General features: G+C 80.4%; 1 protein-coding gene. It reads left to right on the top strand.

Going from position 1 to position 1,446, the window contains the following annotated elements; translation table 11 throughout:
- Positions 1–42 precede the first annotated feature (42 nt).
- A partial coding sequence (locus GYH36_RS19040; RefSeq protein WP_203232052.1) for an SIS domain-containing protein occupies positions 43–1,446 on the top strand: 1,404 nt, incomplete at its 3' end.

Here is a 1,446-nt window from a genome sequence, read left to right on the forward strand (position 1 = left end):
GGTCGCCACCGCGCACGCGCCGCTGCGGGCGGTGAGCGCACCGTGACGCGCCCCGGCAGCGACGACGGCCGCGCGCCCGGCGCCCCCCGCGACGCCGCGCGCCGCTGGCTCGCCGCGCACGCACCCGACCTGCACGACGGGCTCGACCTGCTCGTCGCCGAGGCCGCACGGATCGACGCGTGGGGCGAGCGGCTCGCCGCCACGGCGCTCGCGGGCGGCCGCCTGCTCGTCGCGGGCAACGGCGGCAGCGCGGCGGAGGCCCAGCACCTCACCGCCGAGCTCGTGGGCCGCTTCGACGGCGAGCGCACGCCGCTGTCGGCCATCAGCCTCCACGCCGAGACGTCGAGCCTCACGGCGATCGTCAACGACTACGGCATCGGCGAGATGTACGCGCGCCAGGTCGCCGCCCACGGGCGCCCGGGCGACGTGCTCGTGCTGCTGTCCACGTCCGGCGAGAGCGCGAACGTCGTCGCGGCGGCCCGTCGCGCACGCGAGCTCGGCCTCACCACGTGGGCGCTCACGGGACCGCGGGACAGCGCGCTCGCCGCCGCGTGCGACGACGTCCTCGCGCTGCACGGCGCGTCGACGTCGTCCGTCCAGGAGCTCCACCTCGTCGTCGTGCACGCGCTGTGCGCCGCGGTCGACGCGCACGTGCGCCACCGCGAGGCGGCGGCGCGCGGCGAGGCCCCCGGTGCGGCCGACGCGAGCGGGCCGGGCGACGAGCCCGCCCCCGTGCCCGCGCCGGCCCCGACCGGGGGGCCGCGCGTCGTCGTGGTCGGCGACGTGCTCCTCGACCGGGACGTCGACGGGCAGGTGACGCGCTTCTCCCCCGACGGCCCCGTGCCGGTCGTGGACACCCTCGGCGTGCGCCGCAGCCCCGGCGGCGCGGGCCTCACCGCGCTGCTCGCGGCCGACGACGCGGACGTGCGCCTCGTCGCCCCGTTCGGCGACGACCGGGCCGGCGTCGAGCTGCGCGCCCTGCTCCGCCCGCACGTCGACGTCGTCGCGCTCCCCCAGGTGGGCACGACGCGCCGCAAGACCCGCGTGCGCTCCGGCGGGCAGACCGTCGTCCGCGTCGACGACGGCGGTCCCGCTCGCCCCGACGACGTGCCCGGGACCACGGTCCGCACCGCGCTCGCGCCCGCCGACGTCGTGCTCGTCTCCGACTACGGCGCCGGCACCACGCACGCGGGGCCCGTGCGCGACGCGCTCGCGCACGCCGCGCGCACCCGGACGCTCGTGTGGGACCCGCACCCGCGCGGCGGCGACCCCGTGCCCGGCGCCGCGCTCGTCACGCCCAACCTCGCCGAGGCGCTCGGGGCCGCGGAGGCCCTGGGGCTCGACGTGCGCGCCGACGACCCGGGCGGCCTCGCCCGGGCGCTCGCGGAGGCCTGGGGGGTCGGCGCCGTGTGCGTCACCGCGGGCGACCGCGGGGCGTTCGTCGCG

The organism is Cellulosimicrobium composti (assembly GCF_010287905.1).
GTDB lineage: Bacteria > Actinomycetota > Actinomycetes > Actinomycetales > Cellulomonadaceae > Cellulosimicrobium > Cellulosimicrobium composti.